The sequence below is a fragment of the Coprococcus sp. AM97-35 genome (genome assembly GCF_027697525.1).
Classification (GTDB): Bacteria; Bacillota; Clostridia; order Lachnospirales; family Lachnospiraceae; genus Allocoprococcus; species Allocoprococcus comes.
The window spans coordinates 21194-48091 of sequence record NZ_JAQESL010000022.1 but is presented as its reverse complement, the minus strand read 5'-3'; the positions used below and the strand labels follow the sequence as shown (position 1 = coordinate 48091).

Genomic DNA, 26898 nt, shown 5'->3' with positions numbered 1-26898 from the left:
CAGAGCTTCATCGACCATATCTATTCTGCATCCGTAGATACACTGGTGAACGAAGTGAAAGCTGGTAAATATGGTAACGGTGACACAAGAAAGGTTGTTCTCGGTAGTCGTTATACGGAAGTGCAGAACAAGATCAACGCTGCGTCTGCCAGAAAATCAAATGAGCAGATCGCACAGGAAGTTCTTGCCGGTAAATGGGGCAATGGAAACGACAGAAAGAATCGTCTATCAGCTGCCGGATATGACTACAATACGATTCAGAATATCGTGAACGGTAAGTCAGGTGTTTCATCCGCACAGTATTACACTGTCCAGTCTGGAGATACGCTTTCCGGTATTGCAGCTAAATACGGCACGTCCTACCAGAAGGTTGCGCAGCTTAATGGGCTATCCAACCCTAATTTGATCTATGTTGGTCAGAGGCTGCGGGTGAAATAAATCACGGTTGACAGCGCCAAACATGAGGACTTATAATTCCCTTAAAATAAGAAGAAATAACTTTATAGGTTGTGACAAAATGGTTGACCCAATGGGGTTCTAAAGCACTTGGTGATCAGGGGTATTCTCCGTCAGAAATCCTCCGCTATTATTACGGAGATGATATTTACATCAATACCGCTGAAGAAATTTCAGGCATTCCGTCTTCATGGCCAGGGTATACCCTTTCCCAGGGCTCTTCTGGTACAAAAGTCCGGCAAATGCAGGAACAGCTAAATGTCATTGCCGGTGCATACCCGGCAATTCCGAAAATCACAGTTGACGGTATTTATGGTCCGGCAACAGCATCGTCCGTCAGAAAATTCCAGTCGGTGTTCGGGCTTCCGGTAACCGGAACTGTTGATTACCGTACATGGTATAAAATTTCCGAAATTTATGTAGGTGTATCCAGAATTGCAGAATTGTCCTGACTTGGATTTTATATTATGATCTAAGTTTTCTCCCAAAGTCTGCTTTTATGCAAAGAATACCAAATGTGTCATGCTTCAGTTTAAAATGTTTCATACTCATCTGGTGCAGATTACTGCAAAATAAAAAATGCTAAAATTAACAAAACCTCCCAGTGTAATCTGAATTTATTCTCCATATACTAGAAGCGTAACACAAAACAAAATGTTACAAAAAAGGAGGAAATGAATATGGCAAGTCGTTCATCAAACAGAGCAGCCGTGCCAGAAGCAAAAGGTGCACTGGACAAATTTAAATACGAGGTTGCAAGCGAACTGGGAGTACCGTTATCAGACGGGTACAACGGAGACTTAACTTCAAGACAGAACGGATCTGTCGGAGGTTATATGGTCAAGAAAATGATCGAAGAACAGGAAAAACAGATGTCCGGTCGATAGGGACAGTCAGTGAAGGTATCACAGGCATTTCTGCCGGATACAAAAAGGGAATGTCTGATAAACAGGCACTCCCTTTTTCTCTGATCACTAAGCTGGAAATCGGACTTGAACCGACGACCCCTTCATTACGAGTGAAGTGCTCTACCGACTGAGCTATTCCAGCATTCGTACTGCTTTCGCAGTCACGAATTATATTATATCAAATTTTTGAATAAAAGCAACTCTTTTTTAAAAAAATTACACTTTAAAATAAACATAAAAAATAGGTATTGAAATCTGTAACCAGATATGGTAAACTTTTTACAATTTGAGAAAGTGTGGGCGCTCTGGAATTGAAAAGACTCCAAGAGTGCCCCTTTTTTGAGAATAAAAGAGTATTACGAAGGGATAAGGTGAACATATGAAAGCGTTTCTAATTTTAGAAGACGGAACTGTGTTTGAAGGCACAAGCATCGGCTCAACAAAAGATATGATTAGTGAGATTGTATTCAATACTTCAATGACTGGATACTTAGAGGTGCTGACAGACCCTTCTTACGCCGGACAGGCCGTTGTCATGACATATCCGCTGATCGGAAACTATGGTATTACACCGGATATGGAGTCCAAGAAGGCGTGGCCGGATGGTTATATTGTAAGAGAATTGTCCAGAATGCCAAGCAACTTCCGTTGTGAAGGTACAATTCAGGATTTCCTGAAAGAACAGGATATTCCGGGAATTGCAGGAATTGATACCAGAGCACTTACCAAAATCCTCCGCGAAAAGGGTACAATGAATGGTATGATCACAACGAATGAAAATTATAATCTGGACGAGGTACTTCCGAAACTTCATGCATACAAAGTAGGAGATGTAGTTTCCAAAGTAACTTGCAGTGAAAAATATGTATTAGAAGGCAATGGACCAAAAGTTGCATTGATGGACTTTGGTGCTAAGAACAACATTGCAAGATCTTTAAATGATCGTGGATGTGAAGTTACCGTTTACCCGGCAAATACACCTGCAGAAGAGATCATTTCCGCAAATCCGGACGGTATCATGCTGTCGAACGGACCTGGCGATCCGGCGGATTGCACTTCCATTATTAAAGAAATCAGAAAATTATACGACTCAGATATCCCGATCTTTGCAATCTGTCTGGGACATCAGCTGATGGCACTCGCCAACGGTGGTAAGACCTATAAGTTGAAATACGGACACAGGGGCGGAAACCATCCGGTAAAAGATCTGCAGACAGGAAGAGTTTATATTTCTTCCCAGAACCATGGGTATGCTGTAGATGCTGATAGTATTCCAGAAAGCGTTGCAGTACCTGCATTTGTGAACGTCAATGACAAGACAAACGAAGGAATGTCATACGTTGGAAAGAATATTTTTACAGTACAGTTCCATCCGGAAGCTTGCCCGGGGCCACAGGATTCTGGTTACTTGTTTGACAGATTTATGGATATGATGGGAGGAACAAAATAATGCCAAGAAATAAAGACATAAAGAAAGTATTAGTTATTGGTTCCGGTCCAATCGTAATCGGACAGGCAGCAGAATTTGACTATGCCGGAACACAGGCATGCCGTTCACTGAAAGAAGAAGGACTTGAAGTTGTACTTCTGAATTCGAATCCGGCAACGATCATGACAGACAAAGATATTGCAGACCGCGTTTATATCGAACCACTTACGGTAGAAGTTGTAGAACAGCTGATCCTTAAAGAAAAACCGGACAGCGTACTTCCTACCCTTGGAGGCCAGGCCGGACTGAACCTTGCAATGGAGCTGGAAGAAGCAGGATTCCTTAAGGAACATAATGTGAGACTGATCGGTACAACGGCGGAAACCATCAAGAAAGCAGAAGACCGTCTGGAATTTAAAGATACCATGGAAAAGATCGGTGAGCCGGTTGCAGCTTCACTGGTCGTTGAAAATATAGAAGATGGTGTCGCGTTTGCAGATAAGATCGGATATCCTGTTGTTCTTCGTCCGGCATATACCCTCGGCGGAAGCGGTGGTGGTATCGCACATGATCAGGAACAATTGGAAGAAATCCTTGAGAATGGACTCCGTTTGTCACGTGTAGGACAGGTTCTTGTAGAACGCTGCATTGCAGGATGGAAAGAAATCGAGTACGAAGTAATGCGAGACAGTGCTGGAAACTGTATTACTGTATGTAATATGGAAAATATCGATCCGGTCGGAGTTCATACCGGTGACAGTATCGTTGTTGCACCTTCCCAGACTCTTGGAGATAAAGAATATCAGATGCTGCGTACTTCGGCACTGAATATCATTACAGAACTGAATATTACTGGTGGATGTAACGTACAATATGCATTACATCCAGACTCTTTTGAATATTGTGTAATTGAGGTAAACCCGCGTGTAAGCCGTTCTTCTGCACTGGCTTCCAAAGCGACAGGATACCCGATCGCAAAAGTTGCTGCAAAGATTGCCCTTGGATATACACTGGACGAGATCAAGAATGCAGTTACAAAGAAAACTTATGCAAGCTTCGAGCCAATGCTTGACTACTGTGTTGTTAAGATGCCGAGACTTCCGTTCGATAAATTTATCAGTGCAAAGAGAACGTTGACGACACAGATGAAAGCTACCGGAGAAGTTATGAGTATTTGCGATAACTTTGAAGGAGCTCTTATGAAAGCAATCCGTTCTCTGGAGCAGCATGTAGACTGCCTGCTTTCTTATGATTTCTCAGCACTTTCCAAAGAAGAAATTCTGGAAAAACTGGAAATCGTAGATGACCGCAGAATCTGGATGATCGCAGAAGCACTCCGCAAAGGAATCTCTTATGACGAGATCCATGCGATCACAAAGATCGACAAATGGTTCATCGACAAGATCGCAATCCTTGTTGAGATGGAACAGGCTCTGAAGACACAGGAACTCACACCGGAACTTCTGAAAGAAGCAAAACGTATTGAATTCCCGGATAATGTTATTGCACGACTGACCGGAAAAGATGAGAGAGAAATCCACGATATGCGTCATGCAAACGGAATCGTTGCAGCATACAAGATGGTTGATACCTGTGCGGCTGAGTTCGCGGCAGAGACCCCATATTATTATTCTGTATTCGGAAGCCAGAACGAAGTAGAAGAGACTTCTGGCAAAAAGAAAGTTCTAGTACTTGGATCAGGACCGATCCGTATCGGACAGGGTATCGAGTTCGACTTCTGTTCTGTACATTGTACATGGGCATTTGCAAAAGAAGGATACGAGACTATTATCGTAAATAACAACCCGGAAACTGTAAGTACCGATTTCGATATCGCAGATAAGCTGTATTTCGAACCACTTACTCCGGAAGATGTAGAGAGCATTGTAGACCTGGAAAAACCGGACGGAGCAGTTGTTCAGTTTGGTGGACAGACTGCGATCAAATTAACAGAATCCCTGATGAAGATGGGAGTGCCGATTCTTGGAACTTCCGCAGAAGATGTAGATGCCGCAGAGGACAGAGAGCTCTTTGACGAGATCCTTGCACAGTGCAATATTCCACGTCCGAAGGGAGATACAGTATTTACCGCTGAAGAAGCAAAAGAGGTTGCCAACCGTCTCGGATATCCGGTACTGGTTCGTCCTTCTTATGTACTTGGCGGACAGGGAATGCAGATTGCAATCAACGATCATGATATTGATGAATTTATCGGAATCATCAACCGTATTGCACAGGATCACCCGATTCTGGTTGATAAATATCTGGTCGGTAAAGAAATTGAGGTCGATGCAGTATGTGACGGAACAGACATTCTGATCCCTGGTATTATGGAACATATTGAGCGTGCCGGAATCCATTCTGGTGACAGTATTTCTGTATATCCTGCGCAGAGCATTTCTGAAGTGACAAAGCGTAAAATTGAAGAATATACAAAGCGTCTTGCAAAAGCCCTTCACGTAATTGGTATGATCAACATCCAGTTCATCGTATGTGGCGAAGATGTTTATGTCATCGAAGTAAACCCACGTTCAAGTCGTACCGTTCCTTATATCAGTAAGGTAACAGGTATTCCGATCGTTCCGCTTGCTACAAGAGCGATCATCGGACATAAGATCAGAGAAATGGGTTACACACCGGGACTTCAGAAAGAAGCTGATTATATTGCAATCAAGATGCCGGTATTCTCATTTGAGAAGATCCGTGGTGCAGATATCAGCCTTGGACCGGAAATGAAGTCTACAGGTGAGTGCCTGGGAATTGCAACTACATTTAACGAGGCACTTTACAAAGCGTTCCTTGGAGCTGGAATCAACCTTCCAAAATATAAGAACATGATCATGACTGTTCGTGATGAGGATAAGGGAGAGGCTGTTGAGATCGGACGCAGATTTGATGCACTCGGCTATCGTATCTTTGCAACACGCGGTACAGCTGATGCATTAAAAGAAGGCGGCGTAAAAGCAATTCCGGTCAATAAGATTGAGCAGGAATCACCGAATCTGATGGATCTGATCCTTGGACACGAGATCGACCTTGTAATTGATACTCCTCCGCAGGGAGCAGATCATGCACGAGATGGATTTGTAATCCGTCGTAATGCAATCGAGACAGGTGTCAATGTACTGACAGCTATGGATACGGCAAGAGCACTTGTGACAAGTCTGGAAAATACAGATATCCGTCAGCTTACACTGATTGATATTGCGAAAGTTGAATAAGATGTTATGAATACGGACAGGCAGGGATTGGATTCTCTGCCTGTTTGTGTTATGGAAAATGCAGGGACGAGACGGACGCTACAGTGGCAAAAGAATGTGAATCTGTGTAGAGAATTTCGGATATTGGCCGGAATTGCGGGGAAGGAGTTTTGTAGTGTGAAAACTATTGTATGTGTGGATAACCGGATGGGGATATGCTTTAATGGCAGGAGAGTGAGCCGGGACCGGATGGTGTCAGAGGATATTCTTGAGATGACGAGAGGGAATGTGCTCTGGATGGCGCCGGAGACAGATAAGCTTTTTAAAGAAGTCTTTAAAGCAAAAGAAGAGGTATGCCGGGAAACTGGGACTGGGAAGAAAATACAGGACGCAGGGCGACTGGAGGATGAAAAAATGTGGAAGGTTGACCGGGATTTTCTGGAAAAGGCAGAAGAAGAGGATTTCTGTTTTGTTGAGAGGGAGAATCTGGCTGGATATGAGGGGAAGATTACAGAGATTGTTCTGTATAAATGGAACCGGGATTATCCGGCAGATGTATTTTTTGAGGTAGATTTAAGCAAGTGGAGACTGGAAGAGAGAAAAGATTTTTCCGGTTACTCCCATGAGAAGATTACAAAAGAAATTTACAACAGGCAGGGATTGTTATGAAGAAGAAAATTGGGAAAATGAGAGGTGTGCTGCTTCTGACGTTTGCATTGTTTCTGACAGCGTGTGGCACAGGTGGAGCAGATGCGCAAAGTGCATCATATGGAAACAGTCAGGCAGCAGTAGTTGAAAGGCAGTCAGGTAGCGGAGAAAATGAATCGACAGCGGGTGGCAGCCAGGATCCGGTGAGCGCTACATTGGATAATATTCCGGCATACAGCGGAACACCGTATGTAGTGATTGACGATAATGAACCGGATTTTACCGAAGATGAGCTGACAGATCAGTCTTATGAAAGCTACAGTGATCTGGATGAGCTGGGACGATGCGGCGTTGCCTCGTCCAATATTGGGACAGATCTGATGCCGAGCGGGAAAAGAGGAAAGATTGGACAGGTGAAACCGTCCGGGTGGCAGACAATAAAATTTGACAATGTGGATGGAAAATATCTTTACAACCGTTGTCATCTGATAGGCTATCAGCTGACGGCAGAAAATGCAAACGAAAAGAATCTGATTACAGGAACCCGCTATATGAATGTGGATGGGATGCTGCCATTTGAAAATATGGTTGCCGACTACATCAAAGAGACAGATAATCATGTAATGTATCGTGTCACACCGGTATTTGAAGGGGAGAATCTGGTTGCATCCGGAGTTTTAATGGAAGCAGAATCAGTGGAGGATCATGGAGAAGGTGTGAAATTTAATGTGTATGTCTATAATGTACAGCCGGGAATTACGATTGATTATTCAACGGGAAAGGCAGTGCTTTCCGATACGGATGCGTCAGCGGGTACGGGAAAAACCAGTGGAAATACAGAGAAAAAGATGTATGTGTTGAATGAAAATACAAAGAAGTTCCATACGCCGGAGTGCTCAGGAGTAAAAGATATCAAAGAAGGAAATAAAAAAACATTTACAGGTTCAAGAGAAGAACTGATTAAAGAGGGGTATATCCCGTGTGGGAGATGTAAACCGTAAGAGGAAAATAAAAGAAAAACTGCATATTCTGCAAAAAATATAAAACAAACGGGAGATTTTTAAACAAAATCTCCCGTTTTCTGCTATAATAGAAAACATACTTAATGAATATACATTAGAGGAAATGTGTAAAAGAAAAAGGAGGAACTTTCTCATGAATACTTATCATATGGGAACAAAATGCGTGCAGGGAGGATATACACCTGGAAATGGAGAGCCGAGACAGGTTCCGATCATTCAGTCTACGACATTCAAATACAATACAAGTGAAGATATGGGAAAATTATTTGATCTGGAGGCATCCGGATATTTCTACACCCGTCTGCAGAATCCGACTAACGACCACGTAGCGGCAAAGATCGCGGCGATGGAAGGCGGAACAGCTGCAATGTTGACTTCTTCCGGACAGGCAGCGAATTTCTTTGCTATGTTCAATATCTGTGAAGCAGGAGATCATATTGTGGCTTCCTCTTCGATTTATGGTGGAACCTTCAATCTGATCAGTGTGACAATGAAGAAAATGGGAATTGACGCAACATTTGTTTCTCCGGATGCAACAGAAGAAGAATTAAATGCGGCATTCCAGCCAAATACAAAGCTGATGTTTGGTGAGACGATTGCCAATCCGGCACTTACTGTTCTGGATATTGAGCTTTTTGCAAAGGTTGCGCATGCGCATAGTGTACCGCTGATCGTGGATAATACCTTCCCGACACCGGTCAACTGTCGTCCGATCGAATGGGGAGCAGATATTGTGACACATTCGACTACAAAATATATGGACGGACATGGAGCAGCAGTCGGTGGAGCAATCGTAGACAGTGGTAAATTTGACTGGATGGCTCATGCAGATAAATATCCCGGACTTTGCACACCGGATGAAAGCTATCATGGAATTACCTATGCTGAGAAATTCGGAAAAGAAGGCGCATTTATCACAAAATGTACTTCTCAGTTGATGCGTGATCTCGGATCGATCCAGGCACCACAGAATGCATTTATCCTGAATCTCGGACTGGAATCTCTTCATGTGCGTATGCCAAGACATGTGGAGAACGGACAGGCTGTCGCAGAATTTCTGGAGCAGCACCCAAAGGTTGCTTATGTCAATTATCCGGGACTTCCATCTAACAAATACTATGAAAGAGCAAAGAAATACATGCCAGACGGGGGCTGTGGAGTGGTATCTTTCGGATTGAAAGGTGGAAGAGAAGCTGCTTCCGTATTCATGCAGAATCTGAAGCTTGGAGCGATTGAAACCCATGTGGCAGATGCGAGAACCTGTTGCCTGAACCCGGCAACATCCACACATCGCCAGATGAATGATGAGCAGTTAAAAGAAGCAGGGGTTCCGGCAGAACTGATTCGCATCAGTCTGGGACTTGAAGATAAAGAGGATCTGATCGCAGATATTTCTGCGGCACTTGACGCAATTCAATAATCGTGTCACAATGACAGATAAAGAAATCTGATCAGACAGGAGGAAAAGAGTCATGACAAAGAAATCAGAAAGACAACCAATCAAAGCAGAAAATGTAGCGGGTGGCGCAGGCTATATCCTGAAGGAAGAACTGATCAAAGGTGAACAGCTCGGTGCGTACTGCAAGATGTTCAATGAAGTAACGTTAAAACCTGGATGTGAGATCGGATATCATGAGCATCATGGAGAGACTGAGACTTACTATCTGACAAAAGGGGCAGGCATTTACAATGATAATGGCAAAGAATATCCGGTAGAAGTTGGTGATGTGACTTTCTGCGCAGACGGAAATGGACATGGCATCAAGAATGCGGGGGAAGAAGATCTTGTGTTTGTGGCGCTTATTTTGAAAGAATAGTGTGAAGAGGGACGGATCCCGGCGCAAATGATATTGATCGTCACCTATGAAACTGTCACTGGCAGTTTCATACGGATGCATGGCAACTCCGAAGCTTGTACAAAAAAGGGGATGATGTTCGTGTGAACACGGACACCACCCCTATTTTTTTGCGCTCTTAGCCGCAACGATTCAATATCATTTGCGCCGGGATCCTGTGCTGCTCAAAATTTTTAGAAATAAGAGTTGGCGATTTAGTGAATGGTCTTCTTGTGGGGATAGGAAACATTATGCAAAGAAATCCTGTATTCCTTGAAGCAGTCTCTTATTATCTTCCGGAGCCATAATGCAGAACCGGAAGTATTCCCCGCCCAGTTCTTTGAAGCTGGAGCAGTCTCTCACCATCAGACCCTGCTTGATCAGAAATTCAAACACATCCGCAGAAGTAACTCCCTCTTTTTCAATCTTTACTAGTACAAAATTCGCATAAGCAGGATACACAGTCAGCACATTGATTTTGGAGATTTCAGTGCACATTTTGTTTCGCTCGAAGAGGATCAGATCCCGTGTTTTCCGGATATACTCCTGATCCTGGAGCATTTTCTCACCAGCGTAAGCGCCGAGGCTGTTCAGACTCCATGGGTTCTGCATCAGCAGAAGATCCTGAAGAAACTGGCTGTTACTGGTTGCACCGTAGCCGAGGCGGAGACCAGGTGCGGCATAAAATTTGGATACGCCACGGAGAATCATCAGATTATCAAAACTGCTGATCAGAGACATGGAAGAAATTTCATTAATATCCGGTGCAAATTCAACGTAAGTCTCATCGATCATCAAGAAAGAGCCAGCCTCCCGGCAGCAGTCCAGAATGGTCTGGATCTCAGGCATTTTGAGAGCGGACGAAGTCGGATTGTTCGGGTTACATAATATCACCAGATCATAGCCCTTCCTGATTTCTTCGCAGAAGGCATGGATATCAAGATGGAACTGATCTGACTCTTTTAACAGGTAAGTATGGATGGAACTTCCCACCAGATCCAGTTCACGTCCATACTCGGAATAAGTTGGTCCAAGAACCAGCGTTTTTTGTGGTTTCCGTGTCTGGATCAGGAGAGAGATCAGCTCTGTAGAACCATTTCCGACGATTACATGTTCCGGTAAAATCTGGCAGTAATCGGCAATCACTTTCTTCAAAGTAGTGTAATTTCGGTCCGGATAACTACTGAGAAGATCCAGATGTGCAGCAAGATCTTTTTTCAGGTTTTTGGATAATCCAAGTGGGTTGACATTGGCTCCAAAGCAGACGATCTCGTCCACCGGTACATGATAAAATGCGGCGACAGCAACGGTGTCACTTCCATGAAACTGCGGTTTTGCTTCCATAAATAGTATTCTCCTTTGTGTATAACAAAAATCTGTGAATTAAAAAAAACGGGTATTCCGCATTGCCTGATATGCAGAATAATGTTATAATTTATTATAATGTCTTTTTGAAAAAATGCAATGCAGAAGTAGGTGGCAAGCTTGAAGAATAAAATAAAAAAATTTTCCAAAGGAGATTTTCGAACTGTTCATCCGGAGATTGTACTGCCGGTAACGAATCTTGAGATGACGATCGGGGAAGGAGAGTCCTGCCAGGGAAGTTTCATTTTGAAGAACAGGAAAGAAGGAGATATCAGAGGACTTGTATATTCTTCTTCTTTTCGTATACATTTAGAAGAACAGGGATTTGAGGGCAACCCGGTGGAGCTCCGTTTTACTTATGATGGAAGCGGACTTGCTCCCGGGCATGTTGAACAGGGAAAGTTTACGATTGTATGTAATGGTGGAGAATTTGAGGTAAACTTTACTGCGATCATTGAAAAACCATCAGTCGAGACTTCCTGTGGAAGAGTACAGAATATCCGTGATTTTAAAAGGCTGGCGATGGAGAACTTTATCGAGGCACACCGTCTTTTCAGATCACGCGATTTTTATGACGTGATAAAGTATGAAGAGCCAAGGATAAAGGCACTTTATGATAATATTAGGAAATGGTCTCTCGGTGAGCAGGCGATGGAAGAATTTCTGGTCGGAATCAAACAGAAAGAATGTATTTTCCTGACAATGGGACGGAATCAGAGAACTTTCCGCAATTTAAAAGAAGCAACCCGTGAGATTATTCATTTTACAAAGAATACTTGGGGATTTATGCCGGTGAAGGTGCATGTGAGCGGTGATTTTATCCAGATTGGAAGGGATAACTTTACAACGGACGATTTTGTGGGAAATCTGTTTGATTTCAGTTATATCATTCATCCGGAAAAGGCTCATGCGGGAAATAATTATGGACAGATTGTTTTTGAAAGTCCGTATGAATCGCTGACCTATGAGGTAATGTTGGCCAATCACAAGGATCATGCAGAGAACAGACGTGTGGCAGATAAGACGATTGCATCAATCATAAAGGATTTTCTTGCGTGTAATGCGGAAGGAAAGGATCTGACAGCCTGGGCGGACGCAACAAGAGAAAAACTGAAGGGACTGGATATATATTCAGAAGACGGAGATGTTTATCCACTGTTTGATGCACATCTTAACCTGCTCTGTAAGGAGCCGGACAAGGCCAGTGGTATTCTGGATGATTACAATTACAGCCGTTTCTCAGTGAATAAGGATTCGGTCATTTCATCGTATTATCTGTATCTGACTGCGCTTTTGAGAAAATCAGGCAGCCAGGTTAACAAAGCAATTGAAGAACTGAATAAGGCATATATGAAAGAACCAACTTCATGGGAGCTTGTGTGTATGCTGATTGACATTGATCCGGAATATAAAAACTACAGCAAAAAATTACAGGTTCTGGAACGCCACTGCAGCAACGGTGCGAACCAGGTAATTCTGTACTGGCAGGCATACCGGTGTTTTCTGGAGAAGCCAACCTGTCTGAAAAAGCTCTCGGCATTTGAAGTACAGATTCTCAATTTTGCGCAGAAGCACGGAGTTCTGACAAAGGAAATTGCGCTTTATATGGCGAACCTTGCATCCCAACAGCGGACTTATGATAAGAATCTGGATGTTGTGATGCAGAAGGTTTATCGGATTTTCCCGGATCCACAGATTCTGACAGCAATTTGTACCCATCTGATCCGTGGCAATCGGACAACACCGGAATGCTTCAAGTGGTATGCCTTGGCAGTAAAAGAAGATCTGAAGATTGCGCAGCTTTTTGAATATTATATGATGACTGTGGATGACAAATATCTGGACAGACAGTTTCCAAAATCCGTATTACTTTACTTCCGGCATGGAAATACACTGGAATATAAAAAAGCAGCGGTGTTGTATGCAAATCTGATTAACTGTGAGGAAGAAAGCAGTGAGCTTTACAGTGCTTACAGAGAGCAGATGGAGCGGTTTGCCTGGATGCAGCTTGAGAATCGAAGGATCAATGATATTCTGCATATTATTTACAAACGCTGCTGTACTGAGCGGGATATGACACCGGAAAGAATCCGGGCAGTTTATGATATCTGCCATGCTTATGAGATTAAGACAACGGTAAAGAACATGGCGTTTGTCATGGTGATCGAGCCTGACGGAACGATCAGTCAGAAAGTACAGTACAGTGCGGATGGAGTGATTGTATATTTATACAATAAAGACGCACGGATTGTCTGGGAATCAAAAGACGGCCGCCATTACATTGATTCCATTCCATATGAGACTATGAGGATGTTCTATGAGAACCGGTATATGGAAATCTGCAAAAAATATCAGGAAGAGCATGAGGAAGAGGAACGGAAGAAAGAGAAAAAAGAACTGACCTGGGATATGCTTAGAGAGCACGGGCTGGAGATGGCAGATGAAAAAGAAGTGTTTAAAATGTGCAGTATGCGCCTGCGTGAAGAAGGTACGGAGGAGGATGATTTTCTTCTGGCATTATGCTTTGAACTGTTTCTGAAAGATCAGTATGATAAGCAGACGCTGTCTTATCTTGCTGAGTATTATTGTGGATCGACCCGTAATATGAAGAAACTCTGGCATGTGGCAAGAGATTATGATATTACAACCTACAAACTTTCAGAAAGAATCATTACGCAGATGCTTTTCTCGGAAACTATGTTTGGTGAGGAAGAAATTTTTGCGGATTATTATGAAGGAAGAACGTATTTCCGTTTAAAGAGAGCATATCTTGCTTATGTTTCAAGAGAATATGTGGTGAACGGACGCCAGGTAAAAGGATGTATTTTTGTAATCATCGCAAATGAATACCGCAAAGAGGAAGATCTTCCGGATATCTGTAAGATCGCCCTGCTAAAATATTATTCCAGCAGGGAAGTGCATCAGGAACTGGAACCGATGCTACGGGAATTCCTGCGCGAAATGTGTGAAAAACAGCTGTATTTTTCTTTCTATTTGAAGTATCCGGAGAACTGGCTCAGAGAAGTGCAGCTTTATGATAAGACGATGATCGAATATCACGCAAAACCTGGAAGCAAAGTGGCAATTTCCTACCAGATACGGAAAGGCGAAAGTGATAATATGAATTATCAGGAAGAAATACTGCTTCCGGCATATGAAGACACTTATATCAAGAGCTTTATTTTGTTTGGTGATGAATCTCTGCGTTATTATTTTACAGAGACGAATAAGGATAAGGTGACGGTTACGGAAAAAAGTGACTATAAGCCGCGTGAGGTGAGACCAATCGGAAAATTTGGAAGACTGAATGATATGACATCACTGAAGAATGAAGCACTGGCAATCGCGATGAAGGAATTTGCAACAGAAAAACAGCTTGCTGAGGATATTTTTGTTGCTTACTAAAGGAGGAAATACTTCATGACACATGGAAGTATTATAGGATATGACATCAATGCAAAGATGTGTCAGATCAGTTATTATAATGAAAAAACACAGGAACCGGAGACGGTGGATACCGGAATTGAAAAAGAGAACAATCAGATTCCTCTGGTGATGAACTATTATAAAGAGACCTGGACTTACGGAAGACAGGCAAGAAGGATGTCTACGGTAAGGGACAGTATCTGCGTGGAAGGGATCTGGGATTGTGCGCTTGGCAATAGGAAAATTGAGGTAGACGGACAGGAATATGAAGGCGTCCAGCTGCTGGCGGATTTTGTAAAGTACACGTTGAACGGATTTGAAGAAATTGAAAGCATCACGTTTACAGTCCCGGAGAAAAACGAAGACATCCGCGTCCTGCTGAAGGGAATCGGACAGAAACTCGGAGTGGCAAAGGAAAATATTTATGTTCAGGACTACAAGGAAAGCTTCTGTCATTATATGTTTAACCAGCCGAAAGAATTATGGCAGTATGAAGCGGCACTTTTTTACTGTGACGAGGATGTGATCCGGGCATATATGTTGCGGGAACTGAAGAACAGTTCGCAGAAAAGCAGAGAAAGCTTTGTGACGGTGGACAAGGTGGCAGATGCACGTATGGAAGAACTGGAAGCAGTTTATCCGGTGCTGCATGTTGAGAAGGCAAAAGCGGCAGATGAGCATTTTAAACGTTTTATCCAGAGTGTATTCAACAAGAAGATGATCTCTTCTGTCTTTTTGACAGGAGATGGATTTGAAAATAACTGGTATCCGAATTCTCTGCGCGTTCTCTGTAACGGACGCCGTGCGTTTATGGGAAATAATCTGTACAGTAAAGGAGCGTGTTATACAGCGCAGCGCAGAAAAGAGGAACAGTCAGATGCGCCAGTCTACCTGGATGAGACAAAACTGACCGAGCAGATTTCCGTGCGGATGCGCGTGAATGGAGAAGAAGGCTGGTACCCACTGGTATCCTGGGGCAATCACTGGTACGAATCAGACAGACAGCTCGAGGTGCTTCTTGGTGATACAGAGGATATTGAGATCCATGTAGATTCTCTGGTGACCGGCAGGCATCTTGTGGAGTCGGTTTCTCTGAAAGGTTTGCCGGACCGGAAAAACTATGCGCTTCGTCTGAAAATTAGTACATTCTTCTCGGATGAAAAGACCTGTCATATTATTTTTGAAGATATGGGATTTGGCGAATTTTTTGCGCCATCAGGATTCCGGTTGGAGAAGATCATTGAATTAGGAGGCAGCAATGGGCAGTTTAATTCTTTGTCATAAGAAAAAGGCAAAACATCCCTATGAAATTTCGAGGATCCATACAAGGATCAGTACACTGGAAGAGCTGTGTTATTATCTGTGCAACAATCTGTATCTGATCGATTATACGATCATGAATGAGCAGCTCTGCAGATGGATCGCAGATGAACTGGAAATGCAGGATCTTGCAGTAAAGCTGGTGGAACTGATCCGGAATCATGGTTCCGTGGAGAAATTTGTGGTTCTTGTGCTACATGAATCCAGAATCTACACACCGGGTGAAATGGCACACATCCAGAATGTTCTGGAGAAACTCAAGAACCAGAAAGAAGTAGAACGTCAGAAATACAAAGCAGATAAGCTGATGGAAAGTGGAGAACTGGAATCGGCAATCCTGGTTTACATGTCGATCGTCAACGGAGAAAAGGATGATTCGGTAGATAAGCGTTTTTATGGTCGCGTGTCTGCGTGCCTTGCCGGAGCATATGGGAGAGCATTTCTGTATGAAGAGTCGGCGAGAATGTATGAGAAGGCGTATAAGATCTGTGAAGATAATAAAATGCTCGAAGGTTATCTGTATGCAAGTTCCAGATACATGCCGCAGGATGAATATCAGAAGATGGTCATGGGCAATGAAATCCTTTTGGAAATTGACAACAAACTTACAGAAAAGATAGAAAAAGTGAGAGAAAATATCAACATCGAACCGTCAAAGGAATTGTTTGAAGAATGGAAAAAAGAGTACAGAAGAGCATAGTGTACGGGAGAAAGTTCAAGGCTGTGTATTGATTTTCGGAAAATCATGTATTATACTCTCTATGTAAAAATTAAGCGGATACAACAAATAGGAGAAGACAAAACGATGAGCGAACTTGAAAGAGTAGAGACTGGTTTAGGTGAAGAATGTGGTGTATTCGGTGCCTATGATATGGATGGTGGCGATGTTGCGCCGTCAGTGTACTATGGTTTGTTTGCCCTTCAGCACAGAGGGCAGGAAAGCTGCGGAATTGCAGTGACAGATACCTATGGCAAGCGGAAAGTTCATTTCAGAAAGGGACTAGGACTTGTCAATGAAGTATTCGATGAGGAAGAACTTGGCAAATTAAAGGGAAACCTTGGCGTCGGACATGTGCGGTATTCGACAGCAGGGGGAACCCGTGCGGAAAATGCACAGCCACTGGTTCTGAATTATGTGAAAGGTACATTGGTGATTGCCCATAATGGTAATCTGACGAATGCGATCGAGCTTCGTCATGAACTGGAATATACCGGAGCAATCTTCCAGACAACGATTGATTCGGAAGTGATTGCCTATCATATTGCAAGAGAGCGTCTGAAGGTTTCAAAGGCAGAGGATGCGGTCAGGAATGCAATGAAGAAAATTGAAGGCGCATATGCACTGGTTGTATCAAGCCCGCGTAAGATGATCGGAGCGAGAGATCCATTTGGTCTCAAACCACTCTGTATCGGCAAGCGAGATAATACCTGGTTCCTGGCATCGGAAAGCTGTGCCCTTGCAGCAGTTGGTGCAGACTTTATCCGTGACGTGGAACCGGGAGAGATTGTCAGCTTTACAAAGCATGGAGTATCTTCGGACAAAAGTATGCAGATTCCACCTGAAAAGCAGGCACGTTGTATTTTTGAGTACATTTATTTTGCACGTATGGACAGCGTGATCGACAACATCAATGTATATCATGCAAGGATTGTTGCAGGAAAGGCTCTTGCACAGTCTTATCCGGTAGAGGCTGATCTTGTTGTCGGTGTGCCGGATTCCGGACTGGTTGCGGCAAAAGGATATTCGGAATATTCCGGAATCCCTTACGGTATGGCATTCCACAAGAACAGTTATGTAGGAAGAACCTTTATCAAGCCGAAACAGAGTCAGAGAGAGTCCAGTGTGAAGATCAAACTGAATGTTATTGAAGAGGTTGTACGGGGCAAGCGTATTGTTATGGTAGATGATTCCATCGTCCGTGGAACGACCTGTGCAAATATCATCAAGATGCTCAAAAAAGCAGGAGCAAAAGAAGTTCATGTAAGAATCAGTTCGCCACCGTTTTTACATCCTTGTTATTTTGGTACAGATGTACCGTCGAATGATCAGCTCATTGCTCATTCACATACAACGGAGCAGATCCGTGAAATGATCGGAGCAGATTCTCTTGGATATATGGAAATAGATAAGCTGAAAGACATGGTTGGAGATCTTGGATACTGCGATGCATGTTTTACAGGAAATTACCCGATGCGCGTTCCGGGAAAAGATATTTCCCACGCGTTTGAGTCAGAAGAATAGGGAGGATAAGACTATGGGATACGACAAGTATGTAAGTCCGCTTTCAGAGCGGTATGCCAGCAAGGAGATGCAGTATATTTTTTCTCCGGACATGAAATTTAAGACATGGAGAAAACTCTGGATCGCACTTGCAGAGACAGAAAAAGAGCTGGGGCTCAATATTACAGATGAACAGATCGCAGAACTGAAAGAGCATGCAGAGGATATCAATTACGATGTCGCAAAAGCACGTGAAAAAGTAGTGCGCCATGATGTGATGTCTCATGTATATGCATATGGACAGCAGTGCCCGAAAGCAAAAGGGATCATTCATCTGGGAGCAACTTCCTGTTATGTAGGTGATAATACTGATATCATTATCATGGCAGAGGCTCTGAAACTTGTTAAGAAAAAGCTGGTTAATGTTCTGGATGAACTTTCAAAGTTCGCAGATCAGTATAAAGATCTTCCGACACTTGCATTTACTCATTTCCAGCCAGCACAACCGACAACGGTTGGAAAGAGAGCAACTCTGTGGATGCAGGAATTTTCTATGGATCTTGCGGATCTTGATTATGTGCTTGGAAGCCTGAAACTTCTTGGATCAAAAGGAACAACCGGTACACAGGCAAGCTTCCTGGAACTGTTTGAGGGAGATCAGGAGACCATTGATAAGATCGATCCAATGATTGCTAAGAAGATGGGATTTGAAGCATGCTATCCGGTATCCGGACAGACTTATTCCCGTAAAGTGGATACAAGAGTTGTGAATGTTCTTGCCGGAATTGCAGCAAGCGCACACAAATTCTCCAATGACATCCGTCTTCTCCAGCATCTGAAAGAAGTGGAAGAGCCGTTTGAAAAGACACAGATCGGATCTTCTGCAATGGCATACAAGAGAAATCCAATGAGAAGCGAACGAATCGCGTCTCTGTCCCGTTATGTGATGATTGATGCACTGAATCCGGCGATCACTTCTGCTACACAGTGGTTTGAACGTACTCTGGATGACTCTGCGAATAAGCGACTGAGTGTACCGGAAGGTTTTCTTGCGATTGACGGTATTCTGGATCTGTGCCTGAATGTCGTTGACGGACTGGTTGTATATCCAAAAGTAATTGAAAAACGCCTGATGTCTGAACTTCCGTTCATGGCAACAGAGAATATTATGATGGATGCAGTAAAGGCTGGTGGAGACCGTCAGGAACTGCATGAACGAATTCGTGAACTTTCGATGGAAGCAGGAAAGAATGTTAAAGAAAAAGGTCTGGACAACAACCTTCTTGAACTGATCGCGGCAGATGATGCATTTAATCTGAGTCTGGAAGATCTTCAGAAAACAATGGATCCATCCAAATACGTAGGACGTTCCAAAGAACAGGTCGAAGCATTCCTTAAGAATGTGATCCGGCCGATCCTGGATGAAAATAAAGAGCTGCTTGGTGTAAAAGCAGAGATCAATGTATAGAATATCTGAATAAACAGAATGGAAGAGCAGGAAGCAGATTTCCGGGTAAGACGGAAGATTGTTTCCTGCTTTTTATTTATGTTTCATGGTCTGAAAATGACTTCTTTGAAATATCAATATAGTAAAGAATTAACGCGTTCATCTGAAAAAATCTATAAATCCCATGGAAATGTATAGATATTAAATCGTCATTAATTAGACAAATTGACGAAAAATATGAAAACTGAGTTTTTGACAAACACAGAAAAGCGCGAAAAACCGCGCTTATTTAGAGCAAATTTATTATGTTATCGCAATAACATGGTGATAATATACAAAAAATAAATAAATTAACTGAAAATATTGCATAAAAACTATAAATAGGTTATTATAGATTCAACAGATAAAAACTATAAGGGATGTCTATTAAAAAGGAGGGTTACTGTATGAGTATTAACGATTTAGTATTAAAGGTAAATGATGTCCTAACAGGATCGGTGCTGATCATAGCACTTGTAGGTATTGGCTTGCTGTTCACATTTAAGCTTGGATTTATCCAAATCCGTGGTTTTAAAGATGGATGGAACAGAACTTTTGGCGGACTTTTTAGCAAGAAAGGGGATGCCGGAAAAGACGGAATGTCTTCTTTCCAAGCACTTGCAACAGCGATTGCTGCTCAGGTTGGTACCGGTAATATCGCCGGAGCTGCAACTGCAATTGCAGTCGGTGGTCCGGGAGCAATCTTCTGGATGTGGATCAGCGCATTCCTCGGAATGTCAACGATCTTCGCAGAAGCGGTTATGGCTCAGAAGTTCAAGCAGGTCAGTGATGACGGAACCGTAACCGGTGGTCCGGTATATTACATACGAGGAGCATTTAAAGGAACGTTCGGAAAAGTTCTGGCAGCTATTTTTGCAGTGCTGATCATCTTTGCACTTGGATTCATGGGCAATGCAGTTCAGTCTAACTCAATCGCAGCATCATGGAACACTGCATTCGGAATTCCGAAGATTGCAATGGGTATTTTTGTAGCAGTTGTTTCTCTGTTTGTATTCACAGGTGGTATGAAGCGAATCGCAAAAGTTACTGAACTGATCGTGCCGATCATGGCAGCATTTTATATAGTAGGTTCTTTGATCGTAATTTTTGCAAACGTTACAGCAATCCCGGCAGCATTCCATGACATTATTGTCGGTGCGTTTAAACCGGCAGCAGTAGCAGGTGGTGCAATGGGCGCAACCTTGAAGCTTGCAGTACAGAAAGGTGTGGCAAGAGGTCTCTTCTCCAATGAAGCTGGTATGGGTTCTACACCACACGCACATGCAGTAGCAAAAGTAAAACATCCGGTTGAACAGGGCTTTGTAGCTATGATCGGTGTGTTCATTGATACATTCGTAATTCTTAACCTGACAGCACTTGTTATTATCACAACCGGTTCAAGAACGACTGGTCTTACGGGTGCACAGCTGAGCCAGTATGCATTCTCTACATTATATGGTAAGTTCGGTGAGATCTTTATCGCGATCTGTATGTTATTCTTTGCATTCTCAACGATCATCGGATGGTATTTCTTCGGTGAAGCAAACATCCGTTACCTGTTTGGGGCAAAAGCTGTTAAAATTTACTCAATCATTGTGTGTATCTGCGTAGCACTCGGATCACTTCAGGAAGTAGACCTTGTATGGAATATGGCAGACTGCTTTAACAGTATGATGGTTATCCCGAATGCGATTGCACTGGTAGCACTCAGTGGTCTTGTTAAGAAGACGCATGACGATTACTATAATAATTTCCTGCCAAATCAGAAAAGAGGCAAATAGATAATTTGTATAATAACTGAAAAATAGTTATAGAAAAAAACAATAAGAAATATACAAAAAAATCTATAAAAAGACTAGCATTTTGTATAAATGTGTGTTATAGTAATCATGTCAGCATGAAAGATGCTGCAAAATGAATAAAAAGATGCAGTCAATTAGATAGTAGGTTGATATTTCCTGCGAGAGAATCATTTATAAAGATATTTGATAAATGGTCGCCGAAGATGCAAACCGTAGAGCAGTAAAGCTCGTTGAATGGTGAAACTTTCAGGCAAAAGGATCGGGAAAGGTACTACACTCTGAATCCGGAATTACCGAATTTACAAGGAGACAGAAAGGACGTTTAAAACAGAGAAGTTGTTTTGGCGTCCTTTTTTGATACCAGATATATGTTAAAAAAATATCTGGAGTATTTCAGACACAGGGAGTCAAAAAAGACCGCATAAACGGACAGGGGACGAAAGGAAGAAGCAGCTATGAATACTGGATTTATGATTATCACAAATAATCCACTGGTAAAAGAAAAACTTGGGGAAGATTATCATGTGGAATACGAAGAACTTTCTTATGAGGACACACTTAAAAAAGTTCAGAAGATGATCTTCCAGGGATACCGACTTTTGACACATCCGCTGTCCGGAAGCGTAAAACCGAATGAGACTCCATATAAGTCGGTTATGCTCTCAGAAACGCCGGAAGGTCTGGATGCACAGGCGATGCAGATCATTGCAAGCGCCATTCAGGCGTGCGGTAAATTTCAGTTTAAGTCTGATCTTTATAAACCTCAGGTTTATGCAGACTTTCAGCTTGTAGATTACACATTGATCTCAAGTGCTCTGCCGTCAGCGGAAAGCTGGCGCTAAAAAAAGGCTGTAGAAGTACATGCGGTTTAGTGTACTTTTGAGCATACAACAAACACATTCAAAAAAGGAGGGAATTTACAGTGAAATTAGAAGTAGGTCACATTTTTATTAACGACATTCAGTTCGCATCTGAATCAAAGATCGAAAATGGTGTTCTTTATGTTGACGAAGAAGCTGTAAAGGCAATCGTTCTTGAGGACGAAAAAATCAAAGGTGTTAAATTTGATATCGCAAAACCAGGTGAAAGTGTTCGTATCACACCGGTTAAAGATGTTATTGAACCACGTGTTAAAGTTGAAGGAAGAGGGGGAGTCTTCCCAGGCGTTATCGCAAAAGTTGACACTGTAGGTAGTGGTAAGACATATGCATTAAAAGGAATGGCTGTTGTAACAGCTGGTAAGATCGTGGGATTCCAGGAAGGTATCATCGATATGTCTGGCCCGGGTGCAGAATATACACCATTCTCTAAACTTAACAACTTAGTAGTTGTTTGCGAACCAGTTGAAGGAATCAAACAGCATGAATATGAAAAAGCTGTTCGTCTTGCTGGATTCAGAGTAGCAGTTTACCTTGGAGAACTTGCTCGTGAACTCACACCAGACGAGACAAAGACATATGAGACATACGGAATCATGGAAGGAAAAGAAAAATTCCCGAACCTTCCGAGAGTTGCTTATGTACAGATGCTTCAGAGCCAGGGACTTCTCCATGACACATATGTATACGGTGTTGATGCTAAGAGAACACTCTCTACAATCATGAACCCGACAGAAGTTATGGACGGAGCTATCGTATCTGGTAACTGTGTATCCGCTTGCGATAAGAACCCAACATATGTTCATGAAAACAACCCGGTTGTACATGACCTGTTCGAAGAACACGGAAAAACAATCAACTTCGTTTGCCAGATCCTTACAAACGAAAACGTATACCTTGCTGATAAGATGCGTTCATCTGACTGGACAGCTAAGATGTGCCGTCTGTTAGACCTTGATGCAGTTATCGTATCTCAGGAAGGATTCGGTAACCCGGATACTGACCTTATCATGAACTGCAAGAAGATCGAAGCTGAAGGCGTTAAGACTGTAATCATTACAGACGAATATGCCGGACGTGACGGAAAATCTCAGTCACTGGCAGATGCTGATCCGGCTGCAGACGCAGTTGTAACCGGTGGAAATGCTAACCAGGTAATCGTACTTCCTAAGATGGATAAAGTAATCGGAACAGAAGATTTTGTTACAATCATTGCTGGTGGTAATGAACATTCTCATCGTGAAGATGGAACAATCGAAGTTGAAATTCAGGCCATTACCGGTGCTACAAATGAAACCGGATTTGGATATCTGAGTGCACGCTAGGAATGGAGGACGTAAAGATAATGAGTAAAATTAAAGTTGTACATTATATCAATCAGTTCTTCGCTCAGATTGGTGGAGAAGAAAAAGCTGATTATCCTGCTGAACTTCGCGTAGGCGAAATCGTTGGACCTGGACAGGCTCTGACACAGCAGTTTGGAGAAGAAGCAGAGATCATAGCTACAATCGTTTGCGGTGACTCTTACTTCAATGAAAACCTTGACAAAGCAAAAGCTGATATTCTTGAAATGGTTAAGAGCCAGAATCCTGATATCTTCATCGCTGGACCTGCTTTCAATGCTGGACGTTACGGTGTTGCATGCGGAACTATCTGTGATGCAGTACAGGAAGAACTCGGAATCCCGGCAGTAACTGGTATGTACGTTGAAAACCCAGGTGCTGATATGTTCAAGAACAAAGTTTACACAGTATCTACAAAGAACAGCGCAGCTGGTATGAGAGACGCAGTTAAGAAACTTGCTCCTCTTGCTCTTAAGATCGCTAAAGGCGAAAAAATCGGTGCTTCTTGCCAGGAAGGTTACATGCCGAACGGAGTTCGTGTAAACTTCTTCGAAAAAGAACGTGGATCTAAGAGAGCTGTTAAGATGCTCCTTAAGAAACTGGCAGACAAGCCGTTTGAGACAGAGTATCCAATGCCAACATTCGACCGTGTTGATCCACAGCCAGCTATCAAAGATCTTAGCAAGGCTACAATCGCACTTTGTACTTCAGGTGGAATCGTTCCGAAAGGAAATCCGGACCACATCGAAAGTTCAAATGCCTCACATTACGGAGAATATGACATCACAGGTGTTATGGATCTTACAGAAGAAACATACGAAACAGCTCATGGTGGATATGACCCGGTATACGCTAACGAAGATGCAGACCGTGTACTTCCTGTAGACGTTATGCGTGAATTCGAAAAAGAAGGCGTTATCGGAAAACTTCACAACAAATTCTATACAACAGTTGGTAACGGTACAGCCGTAGCTTCTGCAAAAGCTTTCGCTGAGGAATATGCTCAGAAACTTATAGCAGACGGTGTTGACGCAGTTATCATGACCTCTACTTGAGGTACCTGTACACGTTGCGGTGCAACAATGGTAAAAGCAATTGAAGCAGCTGGACTCCCGGTAGTTCATATGTGTACAGTAACTCCGATTTCCATGACAGTTGGTGCGAACAGAATCGTTCCTACGATTGCTATTCCTCATCCACTTGGAAATCCGGCTCTTGAAAAAGATGAAGAGTATGCTCTTCGTAAGGGTCTTGTTGAAAAAGCTCTGAAAGCTCTTACAACAGAAGTAGACGGACAGACAATCTTTGACAACTAAATCATAGTTAGAAGGTCATGTAATTTTATTAAAAAAGGAGAGAACGTTATGAGCAAAGTTTATGACGTGATCGTCCTGGGTGCGGGACCTGCAGGCTTAGCTGCAGGTCTGTACGCAGGAAGAAGCCGTCTTTCAACACTGGTTATTGAGAAAGGTAAAGATGGCGGACAGATCGCAATCACAGATGACATCGAAAATTATCCTGGACAGATCGTAGAAGGGGAAAGCGGTCCTTCTCTTATCGCAAGAATGACACAGCAGTGTGAAAAATTCGGCGTTGAGAGAGCGTCAGATGTAATTAACGAAGTACACCTGGACGGCGATATCAAAGTACTGAAGAGTGCGAAGGCTGAATATCAGTCAAAGACGGTTATCATCGCAACCGGAGCTTTTGCAAGACCGATCGGATGCAAAGGCGAAAAAGAATTCATGGGTAAGGGCGTTTCTTACTGCGCTACCTGTGATGCAAACTTCTTTGAAGATTTTGAAGTATACGTAGTAGGTGGAGGAGACTCTGCTGTAGAAGAAGCTATGTACCTTACAAAATTTGCAAGAAAAGTTACCATTATTCACAGACGTGATGAGCTTCGTGCAGCAAAATCCATCCAGGAAAAAGCTTTCAAGAACGAAAAACTTCACTTTATGTGGGATACGGTTGTAGAAGAAGTTGGCGGTGACGGAATCCTTTCTGAGATGACTGTTAAGAATGTTAAAACAGGTGAACTCACTAAGATCGTAGCTGATGAAGATGACGGAATGTTTGGTGTATTCGGATTTATCGGAACACTTCCAAACTCAAAGATCTATGAAGGAACAGGTCTTGAGATGGATGAAAGAGGATATATTCCGACAGATGCAGATATGCACACTAATATCCCAGGCGTATTCGCAGCAGGCGATATCCGCGTTAAGAGCTTAAGACAGGTTGTTACAGCTGCAGCTGATGGAGCAATCGCAGCTACACAGGCAGAAAAGTATATTAACGAGTTAAAATAATAAACACTTTTTAATAGAGTGAGGAGGACATTTGACATGTTAGAAGTAGATAAGAAAACATTTGAAGACGAAGTCTTAAAAGCAGAAGGTTATGTATTCGTAGATTTCTTTGGTGATGGATGCGTTCCATGCCAGGCTCTGATGCCGTTCGTACATGAAATGGCAGACAAATACGGAGATAAGATCAAATTCACATCTCTGAATACAACAAAAGCTCGTCGTCTTGCTATCGGACAGAAGATCCTTGGTCTTCCGGTTATGGCTATTTACAAAGATGGCGAAAAAGTAGAAGAAGTAGTAAAAGATGATGCTACACAGGAAAGCATCGAAGCAATGATTAAGAAATATATCTAATCATTAAACCAATTTAATTCGGTGAGCCGCGCACAGGCGGCAAAGAGCTGTCTGTGTGCTCACAATATATAATCGCGTAAAGCGTGTAAAACTATTAACAAAACAAAATTTTAAAAGAAAGGAAGGAGGAAAAGACATCATGGCAATTTTAAAAGATAAAAAAGTTGTTATTATCGGTGACCGTGACGGTGTACCGGGACCAGCAATCGCAGAATGCGTAAAGACAGCTGGCGGAGATGTAGTTTTTTCTTCAACAGAATGTTTCGTCTGAACTAGCGCAGGCGCAATGGATCTGGAGAATCAGAAAAGGGTAAAAGAATTTGCTGAGGAGTACGGCCCGGAAAACGTAGTCGTAATCGTAGGCGCAGCTGAAGGAGAAGCAGCAGGACTTGCTGCAGAAACCGTTACAGCAGGAGACCCGACATTCGCAGGTCCGTTGACAGGGGTCCAGCTTGGACTCACGACATATCACGTATGTGAACCAGAGTTAAAAGAAGAATTTGACCCGGCTGTTTACGATGAACAGGTAGGCATGATGGAAATGGTCCTTGATGTTGATGATATCGTAGACGAAATGTCAGCAATCCGCGACGAATATTGCAAATACCTCTAAGATAAAGAGGGGGTATACCTTCAAAGCGGAATATCTGAGATAGAGGTACAGGCGGCAGGATTCTTCCTGTCGCCTGTTTTATTGCCAGGCATATCGGGAACATGCTGGTATTGCATTAGTGAATTGCCTAGCATCTCGGAAGCGTGCCAGTGATGCGCTTCTGATAAAAGCTTGTTTAGCGCATTCTGCCCAAAATCTTTTAAATCAGGACAGGTAGATTATACGCGCATATCACGGAGAAATGAATGATGGTGACATTCGTAAAAAGAGAATGTCAGGA

The 26898-nt window shown here is 42.8% G+C and carries 21 protein-coding genes, 1 tRNA gene, 1 pseudogene and 1 riboswitch; of the genes and pseudogenes, 21 read left to right on the top strand and 2 right to left on the bottom strand.

The window, feature by feature from the left end; genetic code table 11:
* The 3 genes and pseudogenes from PG840_RS13000 to PG840_RS12990 all read left to right on the top strand — a co-directional run.
* The coding region (locus PG840_RS13000; RefSeq protein WP_270613707.1) for a LysM peptidoglycan-binding domain-containing protein at positions 1-438 on the top strand (438 nt) is incomplete at its 5' end.
* An 80-nt stretch (positions 439-518) separates the two neighbouring features.
* A pseudogene (locus PG840_RS12995) lies at positions 519-908 on the top strand (peptidoglycan-binding protein); the annotation flags it as partial.
* Between the two features lie 228 nt (positions 909-1136).
* Complete coding sequence (locus PG840_RS12990) at positions 1137-1343, top strand: alpha/beta-type small acid-soluble spore protein (protein ID WP_022220917.1); 207 nt, start codon at positions 1137-1139, stop codon at positions 1341-1343.
* Positions 1344-1433: 90 nt separating this feature from the next.
* On the opposite strand, the gene PG840_RS12985 is transcribed toward PG840_RS12990, so the two are convergent.
* Positions 1434-1506: transfer RNA gene (locus tag PG840_RS12985), tRNA-Thr, on the bottom strand.
* A 237-nt stretch (positions 1507-1743) separates the two neighbouring features.
* On the opposite strand from PG840_RS12985, the gene PG840_RS12980 reads away from it, so the two are divergent.
* The 6 genes from PG840_RS12980 to PG840_RS12955 all read left to right on the top strand — a co-directional run bounded on the left by PG840_RS12980 (position 1744) and on the right by PG840_RS12955 (position 9480).
* Positions 1744-2814, top strand: coding sequence for a carbamoyl phosphate synthase small subunit (locus PG840_RS12980; protein ID WP_055157847.1), 1071 nt, complete (start codon positions 1744-1746; stop codon positions 2812-2814).
* A complete protein-coding gene (gene carB / locus PG840_RS12975; protein ID WP_117834170.1) occupies positions 2814-6014 on the top strand; it encodes a carbamoyl-phosphate synthase large subunit in 3201 nt (1066 codons plus the stop codon). The genes PG840_RS12980 and carB overlap by 1 nt, the downstream gene beginning before the upstream one ends.
* Before the next feature lie 156 nt (positions 6015-6170).
* Positions 6171-6662 (top strand): hypothetical protein, encoded by a 492-nt coding sequence (locus tag PG840_RS12970; RefSeq protein WP_055247340.1) that lies wholly within the window; start codon positions 6171-6173, stop codon positions 6660-6662.
* Positions 6659-7642 carry a DNA/RNA non-specific endonuclease gene (locus PG840_RS12965; protein ID WP_270205999.1) on the top strand — a complete coding sequence of 328 codons (984 nt, stop codon included), beginning with the start codon at positions 6659-6661 and terminating at the stop codon, positions 7640-7642. The genes PG840_RS12970 and PG840_RS12965 overlap by 4 nt, the downstream gene beginning before the upstream one ends.
* A gap of 154 nt (positions 7643-7796) precedes the next feature.
* Positions 7797-9083, top strand: a complete 1287-nt coding sequence (locus tag PG840_RS12960) for an O-acetylhomoserine aminocarboxypropyltransferase/cysteine synthase family protein (protein ID WP_008375280.1) — start codon at positions 7797-7799, stop codon at positions 9081-9083.
* A gap of 52 nt (positions 9084-9135) precedes the next feature.
* Positions 9136-9480 (top strand): cupin domain-containing protein, encoded by a 345-nt coding sequence (locus PG840_RS12955; protein ID WP_008375282.1) that lies wholly within the window; start codon positions 9136-9138, stop codon positions 9478-9480.
* A 267-nt stretch (positions 9481-9747) separates the two neighbouring features.
* Here PG840_RS12955 and PG840_RS12950 read toward each other — a convergent pair whose 3' ends face one another.
* On the bottom strand, positions 9748-10842 hold the full coding sequence (locus PG840_RS12950; RefSeq protein ID WP_270206000.1) for a pyridoxal phosphate-dependent aminotransferase: 1095 nt from the start codon (positions 10840-10842) through the stop codon (positions 9748-9750).
* Between the two features lie 132 nt (positions 10843-10974).
* Here PG840_RS12950 and PG840_RS12945 point away from each other — a divergent pair, with 132 nt between their 5' ends.
* From PG840_RS12945 to grdA, 12 genes are all read left to right on the top strand, one after another.
* Positions 10975-14268: a DUF5717 family protein gene (locus PG840_RS12945; RefSeq protein WP_242856238.1), complete on the top strand. Its 3294-nt coding sequence runs from the start codon at positions 10975-10977 to the stop codon at positions 14266-14268.
* Positions 14269-14283: 15 nt separating this feature from the next.
* Positions 14284-15573 carry a DUF5716 family protein gene (locus PG840_RS12940; RefSeq protein ID WP_270613706.1) on the top strand — a complete coding sequence of 430 codons (1290 nt, stop codon included), beginning with the start codon at positions 14284-14286 and terminating at the stop codon, positions 15571-15573.
* Complete coding sequence (locus PG840_RS12935) at positions 15548-16309, top strand: hypothetical protein (RefSeq protein ID WP_008375292.1); 762 nt, start codon at positions 15548-15550, stop codon at positions 16307-16309. Before PG840_RS12940 ends, PG840_RS12935 begins: the two co-directional genes overlap by 26 nt.
* Positions 16310-16414: 105 nt before the next feature.
* Positions 16415-17851 carry an amidophosphoribosyltransferase gene (gene purF, locus PG840_RS12930; RefSeq protein ID WP_044999256.1) on the top strand — a complete coding sequence of 479 codons (1437 nt, stop codon included), beginning with the start codon at positions 16415-16417 and terminating at the stop codon, positions 17849-17851.
* A gap of 13 nt (positions 17852-17864) precedes the next feature.
* A complete protein-coding gene (gene purB, locus PG840_RS12925; RefSeq protein WP_118217892.1) occupies positions 17865-19298 on the top strand; it encodes an adenylosuccinate lyase in 1434 nt (477 codons plus the stop codon).
* 425 nt (positions 19299-19723) lie between these two features.
* A complete protein-coding gene (locus tag PG840_RS12920; RefSeq protein ID WP_270613705.1) occupies positions 19724-21097 on the top strand; it encodes an alanine/glycine:cation symporter family protein in 1374 nt (457 codons plus the stop codon).
* A gap of 168 nt (positions 21098-21265) precedes the next feature.
* Positions 21266-21390: riboswitch (glycine riboswitch) on the top strand.
* Between the two features lie 183 nt (positions 21391-21573).
* Positions 21574-21960, top strand: a complete 387-nt coding sequence (locus PG840_RS12915) for a GrdX family protein (RefSeq protein WP_022220909.1) — start codon at positions 21574-21576, stop codon at positions 21958-21960.
* An 80-nt stretch (positions 21961-22040) separates the two neighbouring features.
* Positions 22041-23321 (top strand): glycine/sarcosine/betaine reductase component B subunit, encoded by a 1281-nt coding sequence (locus PG840_RS12910; protein ID WP_117834178.1) that lies wholly within the window; start codon positions 22041-22043, stop codon positions 23319-23321.
* A 20-nt stretch (positions 23322-23341) separates the two neighbouring features.
* The gene (grdB, locus tag PG840_RS12905; protein WP_117834180.1) at positions 23342-24655 is read left to right on the top strand and encodes a glycine reductase complex selenoprotein B; all 1314 of its coding nucleotides are present in this window, start codon (positions 23342-23344) and stop codon (positions 24653-24655) included.
* Between the two features lie 48 nt (positions 24656-24703).
* A complete protein-coding gene (gene trxB / locus PG840_RS12900) occupies positions 24704-25651 on the top strand; it encodes a thioredoxin-disulfide reductase (RefSeq protein ID WP_008375312.1) in 948 nt (315 codons plus the stop codon).
* Positions 25652-25687: 36 nt separating this feature from the next.
* The gene (gene trxA / locus PG840_RS12895) at positions 25688-26005 is read left to right on the top strand and encodes a thioredoxin TrxA (RefSeq protein ID WP_008375313.1); all 318 of its coding nucleotides are present in this window, start codon (positions 25688-25690) and stop codon (positions 26003-26005) included.
* Positions 26006-26144: 139 nt separating this feature from the next.
* Positions 26145-26618: a glycine/sarcosine/betaine reductase complex selenoprotein A gene (gene grdA / locus PG840_RS12890; RefSeq protein WP_117558227.1), complete on the top strand. Its 474-nt coding sequence runs from the start codon at positions 26145-26147 to the stop codon at positions 26616-26618.
* The last annotated feature ends 280 nt before the right edge of the window (positions 26619-26898 follow it).

What these genes read in the sequence shown, in the direction of transcription:
- PG840_RS12990 (WP_022220917.1), top strand. Translation starts at nt 1,137, where the DNA reads ATGGCAAGTCGTTCATCAAACAGAGCAGCCGTGCCAGAAGCAAAAGGT.
- PG840_RS12980 (WP_055157847.1), top strand. Translation starts at nt 1,744, where the DNA reads ATGAAAGCGTTTCTAATTTTAGAAGACGGAACTGTGTTTGAAGGCACA.
- carB (WP_117834170.1), top strand. Translation starts at nt 2,814, where the DNA reads ATGCCAAGAAATAAAGACATAAAGAAAGTATTAGTTATTGGTTCCGGT.
- PG840_RS12965 (WP_270205999.1), top strand. Translation starts at nt 6,659, where the DNA reads ATGAAGAAGAAAATTGGGAAAATGAGAGGTGTGCTGCTTCTGACGTTT.
- PG840_RS12960 (WP_008375280.1), top strand. Translation starts at nt 7,797, where the DNA reads ATGAATACTTATCATATGGGAACAAAATGCGTGCAGGGAGGATATACA.
- PG840_RS12955 (WP_008375282.1), top strand. Translation starts at nt 9,136, where the DNA reads ATGACAAAGAAATCAGAAAGACAACCAATCAAAGCAGAAAATGTAGCG.
- PG840_RS12950 (WP_270206000.1), bottom strand. Translation starts at nt 10,842, where the DNA reads ATGGAAGCAAAACCGCAGTTTCATGGAAGTGACACCGTTGCTGTCGCC.
- PG840_RS12940 (WP_270613706.1), top strand. Translation starts at nt 14,284, where the DNA reads ATGACACATGGAAGTATTATAGGATATGACATCAATGCAAAGATGTGT.
- PG840_RS12935 (WP_008375292.1), top strand. Translation starts at nt 15,548, where the DNA reads ATGGGCAGTTTAATTCTTTGTCATAAGAAAAAGGCAAAACATCCCTAT.
- purF (WP_044999256.1), top strand. Translation starts at nt 16,415, where the DNA reads ATGAGCGAACTTGAAAGAGTAGAGACTGGTTTAGGTGAAGAATGTGGT.
- purB (WP_118217892.1), top strand. Translation starts at nt 17,865, where the DNA reads ATGGGATACGACAAGTATGTAAGTCCGCTTTCAGAGCGGTATGCCAGC.
- PG840_RS12920 (WP_270613705.1), top strand. Translation starts at nt 19,724, where the DNA reads ATGAGTATTAACGATTTAGTATTAAAGGTAAATGATGTCCTAACAGGA.
- PG840_RS12915 (WP_022220909.1), top strand. Translation starts at nt 21,574, where the DNA reads ATGAATACTGGATTTATGATTATCACAAATAATCCACTGGTAAAAGAA.
- trxB (WP_008375312.1), top strand. Translation starts at nt 24,704, where the DNA reads ATGAGCAAAGTTTATGACGTGATCGTCCTGGGTGCGGGACCTGCAGGC.
- trxA (WP_008375313.1), top strand. Translation starts at nt 25,688, where the DNA reads ATGTTAGAAGTAGATAAGAAAACATTTGAAGACGAAGTCTTAAAAGCA.